Annotated in this window: 15 protein-coding genes; 7 read left to right on the plus strand and 8 right to left on the minus strand. The window is 61.4% G+C overall.

Features of this window, described 5'->3' with window-relative positions:
* Positions 1-13: 13 nt before the first annotated feature.
* The 5 genes from ACM64M_RS10760 to ACM64M_RS10780 form a co-directional block, all read right to left on the minus strand.
* Positions 14-2,416: a glycoside hydrolase family 3 N-terminal domain-containing protein gene (locus tag ACM64M_RS10760; protein WP_416228684.1), complete on the minus strand. Its 2,403-nt coding sequence runs from the start codon at positions 2,414-2,416 to the stop codon at positions 14-16.
* 100 nt (positions 2,417-2,516) lie between these two features.
* The gene (locus tag ACM64M_RS10765) at positions 2,517-3,719 is read right to left on the minus strand and encodes an MFS transporter (protein ID WP_416228685.1); all 1,203 of its coding nucleotides are present in this window, start codon (positions 3,717-3,719) and stop codon (positions 2,517-2,519) included.
* Positions 3,720-3,733: 14 nt separating this feature from the next.
* On the minus strand, positions 3,734-4,789 hold the full coding sequence (locus tag ACM64M_RS10770; protein ID WP_416228686.1) for a LacI family DNA-binding transcriptional regulator: 1,056 nt from the start codon (positions 4,787-4,789) through the stop codon (positions 3,734-3,736).
* 24 nt (positions 4,790-4,813) lie between these two features.
* Positions 4,814-5,827, minus strand: a complete 1,014-nt coding sequence (locus ACM64M_RS10775; RefSeq protein ID WP_416228687.1) for a family 16 glycosylhydrolase — start codon at positions 5,825-5,827, stop codon at positions 4,814-4,816.
* Positions 5,828-5,924: 97 nt separating this feature from the next.
* A complete protein-coding gene (locus ACM64M_RS10780; protein WP_416228688.1) occupies positions 5,925-9,236 on the minus strand; it encodes a TonB-dependent receptor in 3,312 nt (1,103 codons plus the stop codon).
* 195 nt (positions 9,237-9,431) lie between these two features.
* Between ACM64M_RS10780 and ACM64M_RS10785 the strand changes: the two genes are divergently transcribed.
* Both ACM64M_RS10785 and ACM64M_RS10790 read left to right on the plus strand, forming a co-directional pair.
* Positions 9,432-10,946, plus strand: coding sequence for a tryptophan halogenase family protein (locus ACM64M_RS10785; RefSeq protein ID WP_416228689.1), 1,515 nt, complete (start codon positions 9,432-9,434; stop codon positions 10,944-10,946).
* Positions 10,947-11,090: 144 nt separating this feature from the next.
* The gene (locus ACM64M_RS10790) at positions 11,091-12,224 is read left to right on the plus strand and encodes a hypothetical protein (protein ID WP_416228690.1); all 1,134 of its coding nucleotides are present in this window, start codon (positions 11,091-11,093) and stop codon (positions 12,222-12,224) included.
* Positions 12,225-12,232: 8 nt separating this feature from the next.
* On the opposite strand, the gene ACM64M_RS10795 is transcribed toward ACM64M_RS10790, so the two are convergent.
* On the minus strand, positions 12,233-12,688 hold the full coding sequence (locus tag ACM64M_RS10795) for a DUF3429 domain-containing protein (protein WP_416228691.1): 456 nt from the start codon (positions 12,686-12,688) through the stop codon (positions 12,233-12,235).
* A 78-nt stretch (positions 12,689-12,766) separates the two neighbouring features.
* Here ACM64M_RS10795 and ACM64M_RS10800 point away from each other — a divergent pair, with 78 nt between their 5' ends.
* On the plus strand, positions 12,767-13,540 hold the full coding sequence (locus tag ACM64M_RS10800) for an SDR family NAD(P)-dependent oxidoreductase (protein WP_416228692.1): 774 nt from the start codon (positions 12,767-12,769) through the stop codon (positions 13,538-13,540).
* Positions 13,541-13,609: 69 nt separating this feature from the next.
* Positions 13,610-14,989, plus strand: a complete 1,380-nt coding sequence (locus ACM64M_RS10805) for an ABC1 kinase family protein (RefSeq protein ID WP_416228693.1) — start codon at positions 13,610-13,612, stop codon at positions 14,987-14,989.
* Between the two features lie 3 nt (positions 14,990-14,992).
* On the opposite strand, the gene ACM64M_RS10810 is transcribed toward ACM64M_RS10805, so the two are convergent.
* Positions 14,993-16,759: a DUF885 domain-containing protein gene (locus ACM64M_RS10810; RefSeq protein ID WP_416228694.1), complete on the minus strand. Its 1,767-nt coding sequence runs from the start codon at positions 16,757-16,759 to the stop codon at positions 14,993-14,995.
* Between the two features lie 65 nt (positions 16,760-16,824).
* Here ACM64M_RS10810 and ACM64M_RS10815 point away from each other — a divergent pair, with 65 nt between their 5' ends.
* Positions 16,825-17,322 (plus strand): low molecular weight protein-tyrosine-phosphatase, encoded by a 498-nt coding sequence (locus ACM64M_RS10815; RefSeq protein WP_416228695.1) that lies wholly within the window; start codon positions 16,825-16,827, stop codon positions 17,320-17,322.
* A 14-nt stretch (positions 17,323-17,336) separates the two neighbouring features.
* Here ACM64M_RS10815 and recG read toward each other — a convergent pair whose 3' ends face one another.
* Positions 17,337-19,412, minus strand: coding sequence for an ATP-dependent DNA helicase RecG (gene recG / locus ACM64M_RS10820; protein ID WP_416228696.1), 2,076 nt, complete (start codon positions 19,410-19,412; stop codon positions 17,337-17,339).
* Positions 19,413-19,467: 55 nt separating this feature from the next.
* Between recG and ACM64M_RS10825 the strand changes: the two genes are divergently transcribed.
* The gene (locus ACM64M_RS10825) at positions 19,468-19,776 is read left to right on the plus strand and encodes a succinate dehydrogenase assembly factor 2 (protein ID WP_416228697.1); all 309 of its coding nucleotides are present in this window, start codon (positions 19,468-19,470) and stop codon (positions 19,774-19,776) included.
* A 62-nt stretch (positions 19,777-19,838) separates the two neighbouring features.
* Positions 19,839-23,360 (plus strand): transcription-repair coupling factor, encoded by a 3,522-nt coding sequence (gene mfd / locus ACM64M_RS10830; protein ID WP_416228704.1) that lies wholly within the window; start codon positions 19,839-19,841, stop codon positions 23,358-23,360.
* The last annotated feature ends 118 nt before the right edge of the window (positions 23,361-23,478 follow it).

A 23,478-nucleotide genomic window follows, 5' to 3' on the forward strand; every position in this document is an offset into this window, starting at 1 on the left:
GGAGGTTTTCCCCCTAGAACGAGCACTCGGCATTCTCCGCGCCAGTTTCGCGCGTGATTTCACTGATCTGGATGGTGAAGGCGCCAGTCGACGCGAAGGTCAGTCGGTCCCCGCCCGCGCCAAGGCACGCCGGGGTTAGCACCATTTCGCGCCACCCCTTGCCCTCTGCCACCGACAGCCCCTGCGTTATGTCGAGCGGCGCACCGCCCGCCGTCACCGTAACCGGGGCACCGGGCCGCGCATTGACAGAATAGGCGATCCGCCAGCCCGCCTCGTTCGCCGGACCGGACAGCGTGAGGCTGGCCCCCGGCGCAAAGCTGATCGTGCGCGCATCCTCCTGCGCCTTGCGATCAAGCCCAGCGGCGGTGATGCCATTGCCCGCGCCGCGCAGATCGGGCAGCACAGCGTTGTCGGCAACAGCCTGAATCAGCGCGCCCAACCGGCCAGAGGTGAACCACGCATCGCCGCCGTCAATAGAGAGCGCATCGCAAGTCTCATCCAGCACCGCCAGCGGGCTGGTGTCGCCAAAGCTGCGACCAAAACCAAAAGGAAACAGCGCGCCTTCATTGCTGTTTACGGGATTGCCTTCGCAGGTCGCGGGCCAGCTGAACGACAGGCGGCCACTTGGAGCCCGCTCACCAAACAACACATCGGCCACGCCCGCGCCTTCGCTGCCCGGAAGCCAGGCAGCGACAAAGGCATCGGCGGCATTGATCTCGCGGTTCATCCACAGCGGACGCCCCGACAGGAACACCGCAACCGTCTTGATCCCCTGTTCGCGGTATTGGCGCAGCAGTTGCAGTCCCTCTTCATCGCGGAACACCATGTCTTTGCTGTCGCCGACAAATTCGGCGTAGGGCTGTTCGCCAAACACAACGATGGCAAGATCGACCGGAGTTTGCGGGACGCCCGCCCCTTCGGCTGAAAACGTCACTTCGACATTTGATCCTGCCGCAACTTCGCGGATCCCGCCGAGGATCGAGGTTGCACCGGGGAAATGCTCTGCAGTCAGATCACCCCCGCCCTGCCAGGTGATCGACCATCCACCCGCCTGCTGCGGGATATTGTCGGCGGCGCTACCGGCGACAAGGATGCGGGCATTGTCGCGGATCGGCAGCACGCCGTCATTCTTGAGCAGAACCAGCGAGCGCGCCACCGCTTCGCGCGCAACGGCGCGGTGCGGGGCAAAGCCGAGCTTGTCCCAGCGGCCCGCATTGGGACGCTCTGAAGGGCGGGTTTCGCCGTCAAACATGCCCAATTGCTGTTTCAGTCGCAGCACCCGCGTTACCGCTTCGTCCAGACGCGCCATCGGCACCGTGCCATCCTGCACCTGTGCCAGCAGCGATTCGTAAAGCGCTTTCCAATCCTCCGGCACCATATAGACGTCGAGCCCGGCGAGCAGCGCCTGCGGGCAATCAGCATTGGTGCAGCCTGCGACCTGCCCGTGGCCGTTCCAGTCGCCAACCACCAGCCCGCCAAAGCCCAGATTGCCGCGCAGTTCGCCGTTCAGCAGCGGTTCGTTGCCGTGCATTTTGCGGCCATTGATCGAATTGAAGCTGGCCATAACGCTGGCCACCCCGGCGTCGATGGCGGCGGGGTAAGGCGCGGCGTGGATCGCCATCAATTCTTGCAGATCGCCGTTCACATCGCCCTGATCGACACCCTGTTCGGTCCCGCCATCGCCAAAGAAATGCTTGGCAGTCGCCGCAACCCGGCCAGTGCGCAAATAATCGGGATCACCAGGACGGCCCTGCAACCCTTCGATCATCGCCGCACCCAGACGGGCGACCAGTTCGGGGTTTTCCGAATAGCTTTCATAAGTCCGGCCCCAGCGATCATCGCGCGCGACCGCGACCGTGGGCGCAAAGGTCCATTCGATGCCGGTCACTTCGATTTCGGTCGCAGTGGCAGCGCCGATCAGCCGGATCAGGTCAGGATCGCCCGCCGCGCCCAGCGCGATATTGTGCGGAAACACGGTCGCTCCGATCACATTGGCATGGCCGTGAACCGCATCGGTGCCCCATAGCACCGGGATTGCGGGTTCATCGCCTGGCAAAGGTTGGACCGAGGCATCCCAATAGGCATCGGCCAGCGCCAGCCATTGCTCTGCGGGCGCAAAATCATCACCATTAGGGCCGGAATTGCCGCCATTGAGCACGGTACCGAAACGATATTGCGCGACGTCTTGCGGAGTGATGGAGCCGATATCCGGCATAATCAACTGCGCGACCTTGCGCTCCACGCTCATGCGCGAAAGCAGGTCCGCGATCTGTGCTTCGCTGTCGGTCGCAGTTTCGGCAATCTGCGGCGCGGCAACGGGTGTGCTGCTGGCGCTGGCAAGCTCGGCCTGGCTGCACCCCGACAAGGCAGCGATAATAGCGGCTCCGGCACAAAACAGCCGTGCATTCCTGCGCATTTTCAAAAGTCCCTCCCAAGACCCCATCGTTCCTCACATCTCGAATGAGAACGTTATCAAGATACTACAAATTGCCCGCGTCTTTGCAAGCTAGAAGGCACTATCGCCGCACAGATATGCCCGCCAACACGATCGCAGCGAGCACCGAAAGCCCTGCAAACAGCGCGAACAGCCCGGTAAAGCCGAAACCGGGCACCAAAGTCAGCGTCAGCCAAGGCATCACCAGCGACGGTACGGTGTTGGTGAGGTTGAACAACCCCATGTCGCGGCCCCGGCGCTCCGGCTTTGGCAGCACGCGCAAGGTCTGTCCGGTGTGCAGCGACAGGAAAATGGAGGCCGAAATCCCGAACAGCACATAGCCAGCAATCGCCAGTTCCAGCCCGCTTGCCGCCGCCATCACCATCAGCCCCGCAGCCGCCAGCCCCGCGCACAGCGACAGAGGCAGCATTGGACGCCGTCTGCGGTCCGACCAGCGCCCCACCATCAGCGCCAGCGGCACCGACAGCACCAACACCGCGCTGAAAATGTTGGCGGCAGTGTTTTCGTGAAACCCGTCCGACAGCGACCGCAGCCAGAACAGCAGAAAGGCAAACAGCCCGGCCTCTGCAATCTGCACCAGAAACCGGGCCATCCACATGCCCGCGAGCGCCCGCTGCGCCTGCCTGGTTTCCGGATTGGAAAATTCGGTTGCAGAATGATCCGGCCCGCGCATCAAGTCGGGCCGGGCCCTGCCGCGCCCTGCGATCAGCACCGGCAGCACCATCGCGCTCACCAAACCCGCGACCAGCGCCAAACGGTGCTGCGGATCAACCACACTTTCAAACGTCACCAGCGATCCAGACAGCGCTCCCATTGCCGGGGCGAACGCCAACGCTCCGCCCAGCACGCCTTTCTGACTGTCGGGGAAACAATCGCCCGCCCAGGCAAGCAGCGGGCTGAGCATCATATTGAGCCCCAATTGCCACGCCATGACCAGCACGATCACCTCGCTCAGCCGAGTCGCCTGACCAATCGCAATCAGCAGTACGCTGGACGTGACCAACCCTGCAGCAATCCAAAGCGGACGTCGGCCGGTGAGATCGCTCAATATCCCGAAGGCAATGTTGGCAAGGCTGGCCACAACCGCGCCAAAAAAAGTGACCTGCGCCAATGCGGGCACGTCCTCTGCCCCCGTGAGAACCGTGATCTTGAGCGGGAGCAGCACGGTTAGCAGCGGGACATAGGCGACCGAACCGCCGCCCGCCGCCAAGGCAAACAGGATCAGGAACCAGATCGGTTGCCGCTCACCTGCACGCTCGCTCACAACCCGGTGCGCGTTCAATCGTCTGTCGGTGCCGGACCAATCGAGGCACGCTCGATCAGACCGGCTTTCACTTCAATCACGCCGCCATCATGCGGCTGGCCTTTCAGCGTGATCAATCGTTCCACCGCCAGCGAAACGGTCTGGGCAATCGGTTGGTCGATGGCGGACAGCGGCGGCTGGGAAAAGCGCACAATCGGGGTGTTGTCGAACGAGATGATCGACAGATCGCGCGGGACATGCAGGCCCCGGTCGCGCGCGACTTCGAGCGCGGCGAGCGTCATCTGATCGTTGCTGCCGATCAAGGCGGTGAGGTCGGGGTTCCGGTCGAGCAGGGCGCGCGCCGCCTGAGTTCCCGATTCGTAACTGAAATCGCCGCGTTCGTTCAGCCCATCGCTGCTCAACCCGTGTTCTTCCAGCGCGCGCCGCCAACCATCGACGCGCCATCCGCTCAGGCTGTATTGCCGCGGCCCGGCGATGATGCCGATCTTGCGGTGGCCAAGCTCGATCAGCCGGTTCGCTGCGTCATAGGCGGCGTCTTCATCGCCCATGGTCAGCGGGATACCGGCGCCCTCTTGCTTTGACCCGATCCGGGCAAAGGGTATGCCGCGCTCTTCGAGCAATTGCGTGATCAGCCGGTTTTCCGAATGCGGCGGGGTCAGGATCACGCCGTCGGGCTGCAATGCCGAAATCGTCGCGCCCAGTTCACGCTCAACATGGTCGATATGCGTATCGACCAGTTCCACCAGCATCCGGTATCCGTGCCGCGAACAAGTCAGAATACCGCCCAGCAGCATCTGATCGACCCAGTCGGTCCCCTGCCGCTCGCGCCAGTCGGCCAGCGTCCTTTCGCGGTCGTTGATCGCCAGAATGATGTAGGATCGCGACCCGCTCATCCGCTGCGCGGCCAGCGACGGGACATAGCCAAGCCGGTCTATGGACGCCTGCACCTTGTCGCGCATCTGTGGGCGCACATTGGGCCCATCGTTGATGACACGGCTCACCGTTTGCAGCGACACGCCGGCGTCTTCTGCGACTTCCCGAATTGTAACGGACTTTCGGCCCCTCGCCAAACCCACTCTGCCTTTGTTAATCTGTCAATTCCGGCCATCCATGCACGCACGGCCCGTTTCAGGGTCGCTGGCGCATTGATACACGCGGATCCAATCCAGAGCGAATTGGGCGGGAATGCTGCCGGGGGCAAGCCCCTTTTCATTGTCGCGTTCAGGCCAGCGCCCGCCCACGGCAAGGTTGGCCATCACATAAAACGGCCGGTCGAACGGCGCATTGGGGTTGCCGCTGGCAATCGGAGAGCCGGTATCCCATTGATCGCGGGTCACGGTGAAATGCACTCGGTCATCGACCAGAAAGCGGATCAGGCCTTCGCCCCATTCAACCGCATAGACGTGAAAATCATCCGACGGCAGCGCAAGATCGGGCAGTGCAGTCTTGTTATCGACTAGTCGATTGTCAGGCGGCAGATCGCCGAAATGCAGCGCGCTGACCGTGCGGTTTTCACCGACATTGCCTTCGCAAGTGTCGCAATCCGCGCCGATATTCACCGCTTCGAGAATGTCGATCTCGCCCGATAGCGGCCAACGTCCGTAATCATCATCCGCCGGCATCATCCACACCGCAGGCCACATGCCCTGCCCCGGCGGCACTTTGGCGCGCACTTCGATCCGGCCATATTTCCAAGCATGCAATCCGCGGGTGCGGACTTTGCCCGATGTGTATTCTTTTGTGATCTGCGGGTTGGTATCACCAGCAATTTCGGGCGGGCGCGCCGGGCCGGTAAAGGTCTCTGCGCGGGCCTTCAGCAGCAGATAGCCATTTTCCACCGCAATATTTTCGGGCCGGTCGGTGTAGCATTGGCGTTCGTCATTGCCGCCGCCCCAGCACGATTGTTCGGGCAGCCACTTGCTCCGGTCGAGCTGCGTACCGTTAAATTCATCGGACCACACCAATGCCCAGTCCGCTGCCTCCAGCGGTGCGAGTTCGGCCTGCACCGCCGCTCCGCCCGGCTCCGCCGCCGCCGTCACGCAGCCCGCCGCCAAGGGTGAGACCGCCAGCACCAATCCGCCTGCCATCCTGCAAACCATCTTGCGCATCGCTCTCTCCCATTCGCAGCGCGAAAATTCGGGTCAAACAAAGAGGGGGCCCTGCTCCCTCAAGCAAGACCCCCTCAAAAACCTCGCTCAGCTGAGATTAGAAATCGAAGCGAGCAAGGAAAGTAAAGCGCCGGTCGTTGCGGAAGGCGGAGCGGGTGATCCGCGTCCCGTCGAAATCGACGACCTGGCTGGTGACGGTCACTTCATCGAGCAGGTTCACGCCCTGCACCCCGAGCTTGAGGTAATCGGTCACCGCAAAGAAGATCGACGCATCAAGCTGACCCGTCGATTCCTGATAGATCGGCGAGAACGGGAAGATGTCATCGCGCGGCGTGATCAGGAAATCGGAGCGCCAGTTATACGCAGCGCGCGCCGACAATGGACCCTTTTCATAGAAGATCGTGCCGTTGACCGTGTGCTTGGAAATCCCCGCTAGCGGCTGGCTCGATGCGAACACGCCGGTATTTCCGGCAAGATCCGAGTTCGAGAATTCGCCGCCGTCGATATAGGTATAGGTTCCCGCAAGCCCGAACCCGCTGAGCAAGCCCGGCAGGAAGTCATAGGTCTGCTGATAACCAATCTCCACGCCCTTCAATATACCGCCTTGCGCATTGACTGGACCGTTTACCTCGACCGGGACGACAAGATTGCCGGTGGGCGAGATGAAGTCGACCGTATCAATCCCGGAATTTACGATCCCCTCGATATCCTTGAGGAAGCCCGACAGCGTTAACGAGCCGACATCGTCAAAATACCATTCGACCGAAAGGTCATAATTCCACGATTCGACCGGGCGCAGGTTGCGGTTGCCGGTGAACAGCTGGAACAATGGCCCATCTGCAAGCGTGCCTTCGGCTTGCAGGTCGCCGGTGTTGTCACCGATTGCCCCGCCCGAACGGAACAATTGCAGGTCGGGCCGCGAGATGCCTTTCGACACAGCAGCGCGGAACAACAGGCCGTTGCCGATATCTAGCCGCACGTTGAAACTGGGCAGCCAATGTTCAAAGGTGATGTCGCGGTCATCGATAATCAGATCACCGGTAAAGGCCGCCGCAAATTCAGCCTTGCGCGCGTCAGTCAGCCCGCAGAACCCCGGCAAAGTTTGCCCTGGCGGGGTGCGTCCGCACGATGCGTTGATCTCGGAAACCTGCACCACGCCGTCGCCATTGCCCTGACCATTGGTCACGCTCGGATCGTCAAAGCCGAATGGGCTGGGGAAACCGATCAGACCCCCGGTCCGCACCTCTGTTTCAACATAGCGGACACCGAAGTTGCCTTCGATATTCCAGCCATTGCTGAAATCCGTGCCGAAATCGACCCGGCCATAGCCAGATTTGGTGACTTCGGTCACTGCATTGGTTTCAGGTGGGCAGAACGGATCGCACTGAGTCACATTGCCTGCAATATCGGTGAACGAACGGCCCTGAACGCCAAAGAACGGGTTGGGCGTCTGCGAGAAGACGTTGATTTCTTGCGCCTGACGCTTGGTTTCGCCTGACAGATATTCGCCGAGGAAATCGTCCCCGCCATAGAAGAACGTGCCGCCGCCTTCGATCGGGGTCGGCGCACCGCCGCGTTGGAACCCGTCGTCAAACGGCGAACGGAAGTTTGAGAAGGCAGGGAAATCATCGACATAGGCACCGCCTGCGATCGCAAAATCCTGACCTGGCAGGCCGGTGAAGAACCGGCCCGGGACAAAGCCGTTGCCGGTCCCTGGACCATTGGCGAAACAGCCCGGACCCGCACCCCACGGCGCGCAGCCAGCGCGGCCCGCCCATGGTGCAGACAGATTGCCCCAAGTGCTGAAATTGGTGTCGCGAGTAACCCGGTCACGTTCGGCCCAGCGCGCGCCAAAGCGCGCACTTTTGAAGAAACCATCGCCGATTTCGTAATCCGCATCGAACCGCAGGCTGTCGAGCTGCGCGTCGTTGCGTTCCAGACTGTCGAGCAGGAACCAGTAATAGCTGTTCTGACCGCTGGTGAAATAATCCGCCGGAGCGCCCGGAGGCGCAAGGAACTGAACCGAGGGTGTTTCACCGCTCAGATCAAGCGCGATATTCGACCAGGTGCTCATCACGCCGATGATCGAATCGCGGGCGAGATCGGATTCGATTCGCTGCGCTTCAAAATTGAAGGTCAGCCGGTCGGTGACGTTCCAGTCAATATCAACCGTGAAATCTTGGGTGCTGGCCCGGGTTTCCCGCTGGAACCGCAAGGATTCGGTCGGAATACCGCCGCGACCAAACGGGTTCGCATAGGCATCACCGATCCGCTGGCTGAGAATGCCGCTTTGGAACACGCCATTTTCATCAAACTGCCAGGTGCTGCCCGCAGCCTGAACCGGGAACAGCGCATCATCGTTCACCAACGCGAGGATTGCGGATTCATCGGTGAAGAAATCGGTTTCTGCGCGCAGCCATTCAAAGGTGACGAGGAAATCGCGATTCGGGCTTTCATACTGCACCACAGCCGAAAACGCTTCACGGTCGCGTTCGAGTTCGGTGGTGCGCACACCTGCGCCCTTGGGCACAAGGACGGTGCCGGGCGGCGGGAAGTTGCTTGCATCAAAGCCAGTGGGCGCGCCCACGCCGGCAGAGCTCACGCCGCTGGTGCGGAAACACGGACCATCGAGAGTGTCGGCGCGGAAGCAGGGGTCGGTAACCTGCGATGCGTCGGTGCGGCTGACCAGTTCCGACTTGGTATAGCCAAGCTGGAAACCGATTGAGCCTGCTTCGCTGTCAAAGGTGGTCGAACCGAGCACCGAGAAACCCGGTGACCATTCTTCTGCCAGATCGCCGACATTGCCTTCGATCGAGCCCGACAGCCGCGTCCCGCGATTGTCGAGCGGCTTGCGCGTGACGAGATTGACCGTCCCGGCGATGCCGCCGTCGATCATGTCGGCAGTGACGTTCTTGAACACCTCGACCCGGCCCAGCAGCTCTGGCGAGACGTCGTTAAAGCTGAGCACTGTGCCGCCGGTTGCCGAGAAAATGTCGCGGCCATTCAATTCCGAACGAACGAACGGCAGGCCGCGCACAATGACGCCGGTGCCTTCAACCGAGAAACGGTCAGGGTCGGTGGTCTTTTCAAACCGGCCGATGTTGACGCCCGGAATACGCTGCAAGGTTTCTGCAACCGAGCGATCCGGCAATGCGCCAATGTCCTCTGCGGTGACCGCATCGACAAAGGTGTCGGCATCGCGTTTGATATTCTGAGCGCTCTCAAGCGCGGCGCGGAAACCGGTCACCAAAATTTCATTGCCGGTAGCTGCGGGGTCTTCGGCAACCTCTGCGGGCGCCTCTTCATCCTGTGCATAGGCCGGCGCGGCAAGCGCCAGCGAAATCGCCAGACCCGACGCGGTGCTTAACGAGAATGAGCGCCGCGAAGACGCAATGCGAGCCGTATTCATGTTTCTCTTACCCTCCCAAGCCTCGTGGCGACATTCATGCCGTCTGATGGCTGGTGACTCGTCTAGCGCATTTTGTTAGCGTTCTCAAGCCTTGCAATATTTTCTTCACATTGCATTTTGGCAACACCCCGGCGGACCGCGTTTGCTGGACTTGCAAGGGCGGGTGTATGGACCGGGGAAAGGGCAGAGGATTCTATGGCAATTCAACAGATAATCATCGTTGGCGGCGGCACCGCAGGCTGGATGGCGGCGGCAGCGTTGTCGCGGTTGAAGGTCGGTCGCACGCTCGAAATCACGCTGATCGAATCGGAACAGATCGGCACGGTGGGGGTGGGAGAGGCAACAATTCCTCCGTTTGTCGGCTTTAATGATCTGCTGGGCATCAACGAAGCAGAAATGCTGGCCGAGGTCGGCGGCACATTCAAGCTGGGCATCCAGTTTGAAAATTGGGGCAAGCAGGGCGACAGCTATATCCATCCCTTTGGCGCTTATGGCTATGCAATGGGCGGAATCGGATTTCACCATGTCTGGCACCGCTTCGCTGCCAGCGGCGACAATCGCCCGATTCAGGTCTTCAATCTGGAAACCATGGCCGCCTATTTCGGCAAGTTTGCCCGCACCGAAGACTACCAGAAACAGCGCGATGACCTGCCCCCGATCAATTACGCCTATCACCTCGATGCCGGACGTTACGCCGCCTATCTGCGCAAATTCGCCGAGGCACGCGGGGTTGTGCGGGTCGAAGGCAAGGTGGCCGATACCGCGCTGGATGCCGAAACCGGTTTCGTTACATCGCTGTCGCTGGACGATGGGCGCGTGCTGGCGGGCGATCTGTTCGTGGATTGCTCCGGTTTCCGGGGCTTGCTGATCGAGCAGGCGTTGAAAACCGGATATGAGGATTGGACCCATTGGCTGCCCTGCAACCGCGCGGTCGCCTTGCCCTGCCAACGCGAGGATGGCAGCCCGCCCCCGCCCTTTACCCGCGCCACCGCGCATAGCGCCGGATGGCAATGGCAAGTCCCGCTGCAACATCGCAACGGCAACGGCCACGTCTATTGCAGCAGCTATATGGAAGACAGCGACGCGCTCGACATCCTGCTCGGCAATATCGCCGGAAAACCGCAGGCCGACCCCAATTTCCTCCGCTTCGTCACGGGGCGACGCAAAAAATTCTGGAACAAGAATGTTGTGGCCCTCGGCCTGTCGGCGGGTTTCATGGAGCCGCTGGAATCGACCTCAATCCACCTTATCAACACGGGAATCGACAAATTCCTGTCGCTCCTGTCGCTCGACGGTGTGACGCAGGCACAGCAAGATACGTTCAACCGGCTGACAGGGCGCGAATATGCGCGCATCCGCGACTTCCTGATCCTGCATTACAACGCCACATCGCGCACCGATTCGGATTTCTGGAACTATGTGCGCACCATGGATGTGCCCGATACGCTGATCGAAAAGGTCGAGATTTTCAAAGCCAATGGCCAAATCTTCCGCGAGGAGGACGAACTGTTTACCGAAACCAGTTGGGCGGCGGTGATGATGGGGCAAGGCGTCACCATGGGCGGCCACAACCCGATGGCCGAATCGCTCGATAGTGCAAAAACCCGCGAGGAAATCGACGAGATGGAGCAATCCATTCGCTTCCTGGTGCAGCATATGCCGGGACATGGCGAATATCTGTCGCGCTATTGCCCAGCGCAGGCGGCCTGATCCTGCCACGAGCACGGCGGAGCCGCGAAACCGGCTCCGTCCGGCAAACAGCCATTCAGTTTCCGCTCACTTGCGCTGATTATTGATAACGCTAACAATAGGAGTGAGTCGAACAAACCGGCCACCAACACCTGGAGGGGACAAATGAGAAAACCGCGCATGATTTCGCTTGCCGCTGCTGGCGCATTGGCATCCGCCGGGCTGGCCGCACATCCGGCCATGGCGCAGGATGAGGCCGCGCTGGAGGCGCTGGATGCGCAATTGCCGGGCGATCTCGTCAATGATCCCTCTGCCATCGACTGGCAAAGCTATGGCACTGATCTGGCGGCCTCTTCGGTCGTTGACCCCAGTATTCCGGGCGGCGGCGCGGCGCGGCGGTTTGAGGTCAAGCGCGCCGCCGCGTTTATCTACACCGCCGGGGCCAACATCCCGCTCACCAAAGAGGTCGACCGCGGCGAGACAGTGACCGTCGGGTTTTATGCTCGCACGATCGAAGCGGACACTGACGACGGCAAGGGTGTGGTGCGCGTCCGGTTTCAGGAAAACGTCGTCCCCTACCCCGGCTTTGGCGAACAGACGCTGTCCATTGGCAGCGAGTGGCAATGGTATGAAGTCAGCGCCGAGGCCGAACAAAAGCTGCGGTCAAGAGACGGTATTATCGCGCTGCAATTCGGGCGCACCCGCCAGATTATCGAAATCGGGCAAGCCATAGTCGTGACCGGTGCCGATTCGATTGCAGGCTCCGGACCAGTGACGGTCGCTGCCGCTGCCTATCAGATACCTGAGCTGGAAATGCCTGAAACGCTCGAAGGGATTGGCACGCTGATCAATGATCCGGGGCAGGCTTCGTGGAAATTCAGCGGTTCGGCGGGCACTTATGACAACCGCGAAGAACGCGAGATTTGGATGCTGCGCGCCACCCGCTTTTCAATCACCGAACCGGGCACGCAGTTGACCGATCTGGCCGCGACGGTTCCGATCAACCGGGCAATTGAAGAAGGTGACGATCTGGTGATTGCCATCGCCGCTCGCACAATCAGCGCGTCAGCCGAAGATGGCCGCGCAGTGGCCGCATCGCGCATTCAGGGAACCTCGCCGCCGTTTGAAAGCTTTGCCGCAAACCGGTTCAGCGTCGGTCCGCAATGGCAGATGATCAAGATCGAGACCAAGGCCCCGCGCGGTTACGGCGCTGGCGGCGCGGAGCTGGAGTTGTATTTTGGCGGCTCTGTGCAGGAAGTGGACCTTGGCCCGGTCTATGTCTTCAAGGTCGAAAGATAGGACTGGTCCTAGACAATCGCATCGGCAATCACACCGAGCGCAATCGTCAGCAGCCCCAGCCCGACCGACAGCTGCACCCGCAGATTGAAGAAATCCCTTGCCGCAAACCCCAGCGCCCGGTCGATGATCGGGGAGGCCAAGATAAGCGCGCCCAGATACATCAGCGCCGGCCCCGGCCAGTCCCAGCCAAGGCTCCATGGCAGGAACAGCGCCACTGACAGCAGGCTGGGCATCACCGCGATCAGATAGGCCCCTGCCCCGACCCTGCCATTAGCCGTGGCTTGTCCCCACCACACTCCGCCAAGGAAGCTAAAGATTGCCGCCGCATAGGCAAACCCACCGGCAAGCGCGGTGTAGGCATATTCGTGCCCGCTCGCCGCCAACGCGACGCAGATGATCTGCGGCAGCAGTCCGGCATAGCCAAGCCAGCGCGCCGCCGGGGTCAGAGAAGTCTGTCCGTCCATGCAGGCTCAAACCTGCGGATATCCGCCAAGTTCCCGCCAAGCTTGCGAGCTGGGACAATTTGCGCCAACCGGTCCCCCATGAACCTGTTCGATCTTTCAGGCCGCGTGGCCATCATCACCGGCGGCAATGGCGGGCTTGGTCTTGGCATGGCGCGCGGGCTGGTGAAGGCGGGCGCGAATGTCGCGATCTGGGCGCGCAATCCCGATAAGAATGATGCCGCCGCTCAGGAATTGGAAAGCTTAGGTGATGGAAAGGTCATCACCGCGCTGTGCGATGTTTCCGATGAGTTGGATATCGAGGCGGCTATGGCGGGAACGCTCGATCACTTCGGCCGCGTCGATGCTGTTTTCGCAAATGCCGGGATTTCGGGCGCGGGAACGCGCATTCCCGACATAACGGCAGAAGGCTGGGACGCGACCTTTACTGTCAACACGCGCGGCCCTGCGCTGGTCTACAAACACGTCACCCATCACATGATCGACCGCGCGGAAAACGGCGATCCAGGCGGCAAGCTGATTGTCACATCCTCCGGCCAGTCGATCATGGGGGTCAACAAAAGCTCCGATTATGCGGCGTCCAAGGCGGCGGTGAACGGACTGACTCGCGGCGCGGCTTTCGAACTGGCGCGCTATGATATCACCGCCAACGCACTGCTTTTCGGCTATTTCGAAACCGACATCACGGCAAAGGCCAATCCGAAATTCGCGCAGTGGATGGAACAGCGCATCCCGCTTCGCCGTCCGGGGGATCACGCTGGATTGGAGGGGCTGGCGGTGTTCTTTGCCTCCGAGCACAGCGATTACATCACCGGGCAATGCCTGCCGGTCGATGGCGGGCTGTCGATCAGCTAGCAATCGAGGGAACGCGCCCCAATATGGGCCGTTGAGGCACTACACTTTTGCAGACGGGACCCCCTCCACTTGGCCGAAGATTATTCTGATTTCGACGACAAGCGCGCCGACCGTTCGCGCGAGCGTGCGGTGCCTTCGGGTCGGCTGGCGCGGTTCGGTACGTTCGGACGGCTGGTCGGCGGGGTCGCGGGGGGGATGGCAGCCGAAGGCGCACGGCGGCTCTCCAGCGGTGAACGGATTTCCGCGCGCGACCTGATCCTGACCCCCGGCAATGTCCAGCGATTGACCGACCGGCTGGCGCATCTGCGCGGCGCGGCGATGAAGATGGGGCAGATGATCAGCTTGGATTCGGGGGATTTCCTGCCGCCGGAACTGTCGAAAATCCTCGGAACGCTGCGCGATCAGGCCAATTTCATGCCGACGCGGCAACTTGATCAGGTGCTGAAGGCCGAATGGGGCAATGATTGGCGCAAACAATTCCGCTGGTTCAACCCCCGCCCCATCGCCGCCGCCAGCATCGGACAAGTGCACAAGGCGCTGACCCGCGACGGTCAGGAACTGGCGATCAAGGTGCAATATCCCGGCGTCGCTAAAAGCATCGACAGCGACGTCGACAATGTGATGACGCTGCTGAAAGTGGCTGGCTTTGCACCGCCCGAACTGGAGATGGGCAAACTGCTCGCTGCGGCCAAGCAACAGCTGCACGAGGAAGCCGATTACGAGCGCGAAGGCGCGCAGATGGAGCTGTATCGCCGCCGGTTGGAGCGCGAGGACGGTTTCGTCGTCCCGCGCCTTCACGAAGGGCTGACGCGCGGATCAATCCTCGCCATGAGTTTCGAGGAAGGTGTCAGCATCGAGGAGCTCGAACAGGAAACGCCCGAACGCCGCGACGCAACGATGGAGCGGTTGATGCGGCTGGTGGCGCGCGAATTGTTCGAATTCGGGGTGATGCAGACCGATCCCAATTTCGCCAATTTTCGTTTTCGTCCTTCAACGGGGGAAATCGTGCTGCTCGATTTCGGTGCCTGCCGTGATGTCGATCCCGATGTCTCCAACGGTTATCGGCGGATGTTGGCTGCGGGCCTTCAGGGCGACCGCGAGGAAGTGCTCGCAGCGACGATCGAATCCGGCTTCATGATGCCCATTGTCGCGGAAAAGCACCCGGAACGGGTCAACCGCATGATCGACATTGTGATTGGCGAAATGCGAGAGGATAAGCCCTTCGACTTTGGCGACCGCGGTTTTGTGCCGCTGCTGCGTGAGGAAGGTTTTGCCATTGCGCAGGACAAAGACACTTGGGCCTTCCCCCCGATTGAAACCTTGTTCGTGCAGCGCAAGGTGAGCGGGACTGCGCTGTTGGGCGCGCGGCTGAAAGCCAAGGTCAACATTCGCCGGATGACGGAGGAGGTGCTGGCATCGACCAAGCCCCTCCCCGCCAAAGCGGCCTGAAAACTACTCCTGACCGGCCAGTTGCGCCGCTATCCAGCGGTCCACATGCTGTTCGAGAACAGAGAGCGGCACCGCTCCGTTTTCAAGCACGGTGTCGTGAAAATCGCGCAGCGAGAAATTGGCGCCCAAGGCGTTCTCGGCGCGGCTGCGCAATTCGCGGATCTTCAATTCGCCAATCTTGTATGCCAGCGCCTGACCTGGCCACGTCATATAACGATTGACCTCTGCATCGATATTGGCGGGAGAGAGCGCGGTGTTGTCGGTCATGAAATCGGCCGCCTGTTGCTTGCTCCAACCCTTTGAATGCAGCCCTGTATCGACCACCAACCGGGTCGCGCGCCACATTTCATAGGACAGCCGCCCCATCTGTTTCGCCGGAGTATCATACAGCCCCATCTCAATTCCCAGTCGCTCTGAATAGAGCCCCCAGCCTTCGACAAAGGCGGTGAAGAAGGTGCCGTTGGCGCGCAAGGGATGGATGTCGAGTTCCTGCTGCAACGCAATCTGCAGGTGATGCCCCGGCACCGCCTCATGCACGCCGAGCGCGGGCAATTCCCACAAGGGGCGCTGATCCAGTTCGGTTGTGTTGATCCTGTAAATCCCCGCTGCACCCGTCTCCAGCGATCCCGGCTCGTAATAGGCGGTGGTGTTGCCCGGCGCATTGGGCGCAGGGATTGGCGACACGGTGTAGGGTTGGCGCGGGAGACGGCCGAACAATTCCGGCAGGAACCCGTCGATATGCTTGGCCAAGGCGGCGGCATAGCGGACATATTCATCCGCATCGGTCATGTAATATTGCGGATCAGTGCGCAGATGCTCGATGAAGGCTTCGCGGCTATCAAACCCGGCCTCGGCGGCGACCTGTTCCATTTCAGCCCGGATGCGCGCGACTTCGGACAGGCCAAGATCGTGCACTTCCTGCGGGGTCATATCAGTCGTGGTAAAGCTGCGCACGCGATAAGCGTAATATTCGTCACCGCCCGGCGTGGCGAGAATTCCCGGCGTGCCGGAGCGACAGTTGGGCGCATATTCATCGGTGTAAAACGTCAGGAATTCGCGGTAGGCGGGGATCACCCGGCCTTCGATTGCGGCCTCCGCTTCGGATTTCAGCCTTGCCCAGTCGGCATCGGAAACTGCACCCGGTTTGTCGCCAGCCAGCGGCTCCCAGAAGGAGGACTGAGTGTAATCCTCTACCAATTGCTGCTCTATGCGGTTTTCAAATCCCTCCATCGGCTCGCACGGCTGCGCCATGCCGAGCGCCACCGCCTGACGGCTGCGTTCGATTCCCTGCCGGTTGAATGCCTCAAACGCGGCAAGCCTGCTGACATAACTTTGGTAATCGGCGAGCGAGAAAAACGGTGAGCGGTGCGGCAAGGAAGCAAAGCCCGAAAACCAGCCGCCGCGGTTGGTGAACAGGATAAAGCGATCCTGGTCATGCTCGCTGCCAGCCACAAAATCGGCAAGGCTGCTCTGCATGACTGCGTAATCTATCTGAAGATCGGTCGGCAGTGCTTCGGCATCAATTGCCGCCAGCCGGCCGAGAAATTCTCGCGCCTCGGCAACTTGCCGCTCATATTCGGCAAGCGAAAGATCACCCAATTTCCCGTCCCCGCGCCGGTCACCTACGCTGGTTGCCAGACTGGGAGAACTGTCGAGATTGGCTTGCCATACTTCTTCGCGCAGCGCGGTGTAATCATCACTTGGTCCAGCAACAGCGGATGCAACAGGCAAGGCCGACAAGATCAGGCCGCAGATCAGGTTACGATACAATTGTTTTCTCCGTTTTCAGGATGTTAATGCTTGCATTGGGCAACTCCATACTTTTAGAGAGCGCCATGCACGCCGCCACGCAAACCAAGCCTGCTGTACTGTTTGTATGCCTCGGCAATATTTGCCGCTCGCCCATGGCCGAAGGCGCAATGCGTGACGCCGCGCACAAGGCCGGGCTGGATATAATTGTCGCGTCTGCGGGCACAGCCAATTATCACATCGGCAATGCCCCTGACCCCCGCGCGATTGCAACTGCGCGCGCGCACGGAGTGGATATTGGCGACCAGATCGGCAGGCAATTGTCGGAAAATGATTTTTACACTTTCACCCATATCATTGCCCTCGATAAAGCGAATATCGCCGGGATCAAGGCGCGCGCTCCGCGTCAGGGTAAAGCGAAGGTGGAATTGCTGCTCGATGTGCTCGATCATCGCAAGGGCGTGGCCGTGCCTGATCCCTATTACGGCGATGATGCAGACTTCGAAAAATGCTGGAAGACTATCGCCGAAGCCGTTGATGCGCTGGTTGTCAGATTTTCCAGATTGCAACAAAACGCCGCCTAGCGCGCATACAGGCCTCAACCGCCGCGCAGCAATTGCACGCCCCAATCGCGTTCAAACAGATACAGCAGTATCCGCGCGGCCTCTCCCCTTGGCGAAGTCAGCCCGCCATCGCGGTCGATCAGCAGACGCGCATCAGCATGGGCAATCGGGAGCAATTGCTGGACCTGTTCGAGATTGGCGATCCGGAACGCCGCCTCACCCGATTGCCGCGTGCCCAGCAATTCCCCGCCGCCGCGCAGTTTCAGATCCTCTTCAGCGATGCGAAAACCATCCTGCGTCTCGCGCATCAGCGCCAGCCGCTGCTTGCCGGTTTCGGACAATTCGCCGCCGCGCAGCAGCAGGCACACCGACTTTTCGCTCCCCCGCCCGACGCGCCCGCGCAATTGGTGAAGCTGCGCCAGTCCAAATCGCTCCGCCTGTTCGATCACCATCAGGGTTGCAGCGGGCACATCGACCCCGACCTCGATCACCGTGGTCGCCACCAGCAATTTCGCTGCGCCGCTGGCAAAGCGTTCCATATTGGCGTCTTTGACCTCTGGTTTGAGTTGACCGTGGACCATCACCACATCGTCGCCGAACCGCGCGCGAAGCGCCGCATAGCGCGCCTCCGCCGCCGCAATGTCGTCGGTCTGCCACGATCCGTCCATTTCGCGCACCATCGGACACACCCAATAGGCTTGGCTGCCGCTCGCCAGATGGCGTTCGACACCGGCGACAACATCCTCGATCCGTTCCTGCGCGATGACCCGGGTGTCGATGGCTTGGCGTCCAGGTGGCAATTCATCAAGTCGGCTGACATCCATTTCGCCGTAATGCGCCAGCGTGAGGCTGCGCGGGATCGGGGTTGCGGTCATGGCCAGCGTATGCGGCGCGCGCCTGCCCTTTCCAGCGAGCGCCAGTCGCTGAGCAACGCCGAAACGGTGCTGCTCGTCGATCACCACCAGCCCGAGATCGCGGTAGGCGACGCTGTCCTGAAAGATCGCATGGGTGCCCACCAATATCTGGATCGACCCGTCCAGCAATCCCATCAGGATGCTCTCGCGCTCCCTGCCTTTGGCCCGGCCGGTGAGGAGTGCGACCTCTACACCGGCGGGCGCGGCCAGTCTGCGCAAGGTCTCGTAATGCTGCCTTGCGAGGATTTCAGTGGGCGCGAGCAGCGCCGCTTGCTTGCCAGCCTCGTTGGCGATCAGCATCGCCTCCAGTGCAACCACGGTTTTGCCCGCACCGACATCGCCTTGCAACAGCCGCAACATGGGGGCTTCCTGCTGCAAATCGCCTTCAATCTCGGCGATGGAGCGGGTTTGCGCGCCGGTCATGGCGAATGGCAATTGCACCCGGCTGCGAAGGCTGCCGTCGCCGATCAACGCCTGCCCTCTGCGCCGCCGCCCCTCGGCTTTGACCATCAACAGCGCGAGCGAATTGGCGAGCAATTCGTCATAGGCAAGCCGGTCGCGCGCCTTGGCCTCCGTTCCGCTATGCGCCAGCCGCAGCGCATCCCGCCACGCGGGCCAGCCGCTGCGCGCCAATTGCCCTGGCTCAGTCCATTCGGGCAGTTCGGGCAAACGCTCCAGCGCTTGCGCCACCAGCCCTGCAATCTTGGGCTGCGTCAACCCTTCGGACAGGGCATAAACAGGCTCGTTCAAGCGCGCGAGATGCGCCGCCGATTCCTGCTCGACATGGTCGGGATGGACGATCTGCAGCATGTCGCCATAGCGGTCGAGCCGCCCCGCAACCCAGCGCTTCTCACCCACCGGCAGCTGTTTCTTCGCCGTGTAGGAGGCGCGCCCGAAATAGGTCAGCGCGCAGATATTGCCAATCTCGTCCTGCGCCAGCACGCGGTACGGACCGCGCCCCGGATTGTAAGGCGCGCGGTGCTCGGTCGCGGTCAGCGCGACGATCACCTGTTCGCCCTCTGCCCCTTCGTCAAGATTGGCGATTGCGCGGCGCGTCACGAACCGTTCGGGCAGGTGATAGGCCACGTCTTTGATCCGCGTCAGGCCCAGCTTTTCGAGCGGCTTCGCCAATTTCGGCCCGACACCTTCGAGCGTCTGGCTTTCGGCAAAGATCGGGTTGAGCACTTCGGGACGCATCGCCTTATCCTATACCCGGTTGCGCCATTTCTGCGAGTGCCTTACCGCGTCTGGCATGTCCGTTTTACCCACATCCGATTCCAGCGTTGCGGAGGCAAGGCCGTTTGCCGAGCGTCTGGCCCGCGCCAAATTTCGCGCATGGCACCGCGGCACGCGCGAGGCGGATTACATGATCGGCGGCTTCTTTGATCGCTATGCGGATGGCTGGGGCGATGACGAGATGGCGTGGTTTGAGGCTTTACTCGACGAAGACGATGTCGATGTGATGGCCTGGGGCCTGCAAACCCAGCCGGTGCCGGAACGGTTTCAGGGCGCGCTGATCGAAATGATGCAGAGGCTCGACTACGTCGATATCCCGGGCTAGGGCGCGGCTCCTTTCCCTTTGCGACGTGAATGCGCGCCGCCGCTGCGACCTTAGACCAGATCATGCCCGACCTCGACCGCATCCTTAACGCGGACGCACCGCTGACCCTGTCCTCGCTGCCGCGCGGGGCGCAGCCGCTGGTCATGAGCGACCTTGCGCGCGCGGCGCAGCGGATCAAGGGCGGGCAGCGCGCGGTGTTCATCGCACCCGACGATGCGGCGATGCACAGCCTGGCAGAGGCCGCGCGGTTCTTCGCCCCGGAAATCGAGGTCATCGAATTCCCGGCTTGGGATTGCCTGCCCTATGACCGGGCCAGCCCGGCGCTTTCGGTCAGCGCGGCGCGGCTGTCGGCGCTTTACCGGTTGCAGCGCGCCGCGACTGGGCCGCAATTGCTGGTCACCACGGTCAACGCCGCTTTGCAGCGGGTCATTACCCCGTTCCGGGTTCGGCAAAGCGTGCGCGAGTTCAGGCCCGGCATGTCCATTGGCCATGAAAGCCTTGCCGCTTTGCTCATCCGTCAGGGATATTCCCGCACCGATACAGTGATCGACCATGGTGAATTTGCAGTGCGCGGGTCGATTGTCGACATCTTCCCCTCCTCGCTTGACGAAGGCTTACGGCTCGATTTCTTTGGCGATGATCTGGAAAGCTTGCGGCTGTTCGATCCCTCAACCCAGCGCAGCACCGGGCGGCTGGATGCCCATCTGCTGCTGCCTGCGTCCGAGGCGCTGCTGGACGAAGACAGCATCAAACGCTTTCGCTCACGCTACCGCGAGCAGTTTGGCGCTTCGGCAACGCAGGACCCGCTGTACGAAGCCGTCAGCGACGGGCGGCGGCTGGCAGGGATGGAACATTGGCTGCCGCTGTTCGAGGAAGAGCTCGCGAGCCTATTCGATTATCTGAGCGGCGACGATGTGGTGGTCATCGATCAGGCTGCGCTGGGTGCTGCCGATGAACGGCTGCGTGACATTGCCGATTATCACGAACAACGCGGGCGATTGAGCGGCGAAAAGAGCGGCAGCTACCGGCCGCTGGCGACCGACGCATTGTATGTGGGCGATGGCGCGTTCAAAACTGCGCTCGCCGCTGCACCCGCGCACCGCGCCAGCGTCTTTGCCGCACCCGATGGCGGCGACCACCTCGATTTCGGGTTCCGCGCAGCGCGCGATTTCTCACCAGAGCGCGCGCGCGGCGACAATGTTTACGAAGCGGCGGCAAAACACTTGCTCAGCGTCGCAAAATCGGGCCGCAAACCGTTGTTCGCCGCCTATTCCAACGGCAGCCGTGCGCGCATTGCGTCAATCCTAGAGGAAGCGGGCGCTCCCGCCGCACTCGCCGAAAGCTGGCAGGACGCGCTGGGACGGGCCGCCAAGGGCAAGACCGCCGCCATGGTGCTCCCGCTCGAAACGGGATTCGCCAATGACGATCTGGAGATCATCACAGAGCAGGATGTGCTCGGTGACCGGCTCGTGCGGCGCAAGAAAAAGCGCAAGGATGCCGATGCTTTCCTCGCCGAACTTCAAGCGCTGGCGCAGGGCGATCTGGTGGTCCATGTCGAACACGGGATCGGCAAATATCTCGGCCTTGAGCCCGTGCCCGTGGGCAAGAGCCAGCATGATTGCGTCGCGCTGGAATATCGCGGGGGGGACAAATTGTTCATCCCGGTCGAGAATATCGACGTGCTGTCGCGCTATGGCTCCAGCGAGGAAAGCGTCCCGCTGGACCGGCTTGGCGGCGAGGCGTGGCAAAAACGCCGCGCCAAGCTCAAAGAACGCATCACCGCCATTGCCGGGGAGTTGATGAAAGTCGCGGCCCAGCGTGCGCTCAGGAAAGCGCCGGTTTTTGAGGCCGATGAGGCAAGCTATAATCCCTTCGTTGACCGCTTCCCATGGGAGGAGACCGAGGATCAGGACGCCGCCATTGCCGATGTCCTGCGCGATCTGGAAAGCGGCAGGCCGATGGACCGGCTGGTGTGCGGCGACGTTGGCTTTGGCAAAACCGAGGTCGCATTGCGCGCCGCATTTGTCGCCGCAATGAGCGGTCAGCAAGTCGCGGTGGTTGCCCCCACCACCCTGCTCGCACGGCAGCATTACAATGGCTTTGTTGAACGCTTCTCCGGCTTCCCGCTCAATGTCGGGCGATTGTCGCGGTTGGTTTCCGCAAAGGAAGCCGCCGAAACCCGCGAGGGGCTGGCTAAGGGTTCGGTTGATCTGGTGATCGGCACCCATGCGATCCTGTCCAAATCGACCGAGTTCAAGAATCTCGGGCTCGTGATCGTTGACGAGGAACAAAGGTTCGGCGTCACGCATAAGGAAAAGCTGAAGCAATTGCGCGCCGATGTGCACATGCTCACCCTTACCGCCACGCCGATCCCGCGCACGCTGCAAATGGCGATGAGCGGCCTGCGCGAACTTTCCACCATCCAGACCCCGCCGGTCGACCGGCTGGCGGTGCGCACCTATGTGATGGAGTGGGACGACATGGTGATGCGCGAGGCATTGCTGCGCGAACATCACCGCGGCGGGCAGAGCTTTATCGTCGTGCCGCGCATTTCCGACATGGCTGATGTCGAACAATGGCTGCGCGACAATGTGCCCGAAGTGAAGCCGATCTCCGCCCATGGCCAAATGGGCGCAGGCGAGATCGAGGAGCGCATGAGCGCGTTCTACGATGGCAAATACGAAGTCCTGCTATCGACCACCATCGTCGAAAGCGGACTCGATCTGCCGAGCGCCAACACCATCATCATCCATCGGGCTGACCGTTTTGGTCTGGCGCAATTGTATCAGCTGCGCGGGCGCGTGGGCCGGTCAAAAATCCGCGCCTATGCCTATCTCACCACTCCGGCAGACACGCAGCTTTCCGAAATCGCCGAGAAACGGCTCAAGGTATTGAGCGATCTCGACAGCCTTGGCGCAGGGTTCCAGCTGGCCAGCCACGATCTCGACATTCGTGGCGCGGGCAATCTGCTGGGCGATGAGCAATCGGGCCATATCCGCGAGGTTGGCTTTGAGCTGTATCAATCGATGCTGGAGGACGCGATCCTGGCCGCCAAGGCGGGCGAGATGGGGCTGGAGAAAGCGCCCGACGCGTTCTCGCCCCAGATCACCGTCGATGCGCCGATCATGATTCCGGAAGCCTATGTGCCTGACCTCGCGGTGCGCATGGCGCTGTATCGCCGGCTCAATCAGGCGGCTGACAAGGCCGAAATCGAAAGCCTCGCCGCAGAAATGATCGACCGTTTCGGCGATCTGCCCTCGCCAACGCGCAATCTGGTGCGCCTGATCGAGATCAAGCATCAGGCGATCGAGGCCAACATCGCCAAGATTGATGTGGGCGCGCGCGGGACGCTGGTGACCTTTCACAAGGACGATTTCGCCGACGGACCGGGCCTTGTCGCTTACGTCGACCGGCTGAACCAGAACGGGCAGGAAACTGCCAAATTGCGCCCGGACATGAAGCTGGTAATCAACCGCGCCTGGGGCGACCCGGAAAGCCGACTGAACGGTCTGTTCCAGCTGACCAAGGGGTTGAGCGCGATTGCGCGGAAGGCGGGAAAAAGAGGGGAGCTGACGGGCGGATAGGGCCAATTTTCGCCATATACTGCCGTTCAGGAATCAATCCGATTGCTGCCACGAAATCCTTTGCAACCCCCGCTCAGCCTGAGCCTGTCGAAGGCCGCGCACTGACATCGCCGGCGCT

It is taken from the genome of Qipengyuania sp. ASV99 (assembly GCF_047872805.1).
Taxonomy (GTDB): Bacteria; Pseudomonadota; Alphaproteobacteria; order Sphingomonadales; family Sphingomonadaceae; genus Erythrobacter.